Source organism: Hymenobacter elongatus, from assembly GCF_004745955.1.
In the GTDB taxonomy this organism is placed as follows: domain Bacteria; phylum Bacteroidota; class Bacteroidia; order Cytophagales; family Hymenobacteraceae; genus Hymenobacter; species Hymenobacter elongatus.
In genome coordinates, this window is record NZ_SRLD01000100.1 from 1 (window position 1) to 1,245 (window position 1,245).

General features: G+C 67.1%; 3 protein-coding genes and 1 pseudogene. All 4 read right to left on the bottom strand.

Annotated features, from left to right (window positions below):
- Positions 1-387 (bottom strand): annotated as a pseudogene (locus E5J99_RS20880) (hypothetical protein); the annotation flags it as partial.
- Positions 388-399: 12 nt separating this feature from the next.
- Complete coding sequence (locus E5J99_RS22110; RefSeq protein ID WP_167852283.1) at positions 400-543, bottom strand: hypothetical protein; 144 nt, start codon at positions 541-543, stop codon at positions 400-402.
- A gap of 22 nt (positions 544-565) precedes the next feature.
- The gene (locus E5J99_RS22115) at positions 566-823 is read right to left on the bottom strand and encodes a transposase (protein ID WP_262713078.1); all 258 of its coding nucleotides are present in this window, start codon (positions 821-823) and stop codon (positions 566-568) included.
- Positions 816-1,169 carry a transposase gene (locus E5J99_RS20895; RefSeq protein ID WP_135499743.1) on the bottom strand — a complete coding sequence of 118 codons (354 nt, stop codon included), beginning with the start codon at positions 1,167-1,169 and terminating at the stop codon, positions 816-818. Before E5J99_RS20895 ends, E5J99_RS22115 begins: the two co-directional genes overlap by 8 nt.
- Positions 1,170-1,245 lie beyond the last annotated feature (76 nt).

Here is a 1,245-nt window from a genome sequence, read left to right on the forward strand (position 1 = left end):
CTGCGTGTCGAGCAGCAAGTGCAGGGCCATCGTCGTCAGGGCCACGTGGTGCTGCCAGGCAGGCCAGGAGCGCGTTTGGTTCTGGTGCAGGCCCAGTTGCTGCTTGGCTTCCTGAAATACGCGTTCAATCCAGTAGCGCTGCATCTGCCGGTACAGGGCCTGCGCCACGTTCAGCGCCGCGCCCCCTGGCGGGCTGTAGCAGAGGCTGTACTTGACCTGCCTGCCGTCCAGTTCGCGGGAAACGAGTAAGTGCAACGCCTGTGCCACCTGCTCCCCGTTCTCCCAGCGCCAGACCGGCAGCAGCACGGCCTCGCGCACCAGCGGCCCTTTTTGCCCTGGCCGGTAAGCTACGCGCTGCCAGGCAGCAGCAGGCAGCTGGGCTGCCACCTGGGGCAGGGCCTAGGCCGTGCCCAGAGGCTGCACCCGGCGGGGCGGGCGGCCTCGACCCGACCAGGCGGGGGCCACCGCCGGGGTCGGGTCGGCCAGGTACACCTGCAGTCCCGGCCCCACGTCGAGCACATAGGCCTGCCCGCGCTGCTGCAAGGCCTGGCGCAGGGCCGGCGAGTTACCGTAGGCCGCGTCGCCCCCCCACCCAATCGGCCCGCACCAGGCCCTGACCCAGCAGGTGGTCGACGAGCGCCGCCGCCACCTCGGGCTTGCTGCGGTAGGACCGCGCCGCCACGGGCACCCGCGCCTGGGCGCAACGGGCCGCATCACTACTCCAGGCCTGGGGCAGGTAGAGTTGCCCGCCCACTAGGCCCGCCGAGTTGCCTCGACTCAACACGGCAACCACGCCCACCTGCCCATTACTGATTTTACCCACTTGCCCGATGTACTGGCGGCCCACCCCCACGCTCTTGCTGCCCCTTGCTGCCCGCCTTCTCCCAGCCGCATTCATCCAGCAGCAGGCCTTGTTCGCCCGTCACCTCGCCCAGCGTGGCCTGCACCCGGCGGGCTACCTCGTCCATCACAGCCTGCCCATCCCAGCTCGATTCGCTGATAAAATGGTGCAGCGCATCGTAATTCGAATCGGGCAGGCGCTCGTTCATGCGCTCCAGGGTGCTGCGGCAGGCGTGAAATAACCCCTTGATGTACTGCTGACAATGCGCCCGTTGTCCGTGTAGGCGCGGGCGAAAGCAGGTGGCGTAACTGGCCACGTAGGCCTCCACTTTTTTTCAGTAATCGGCAAGTCCATTCCCTGAATTTATGCCCTTGCTCCCTACCGCACAACCTGCCAAAGTAGAG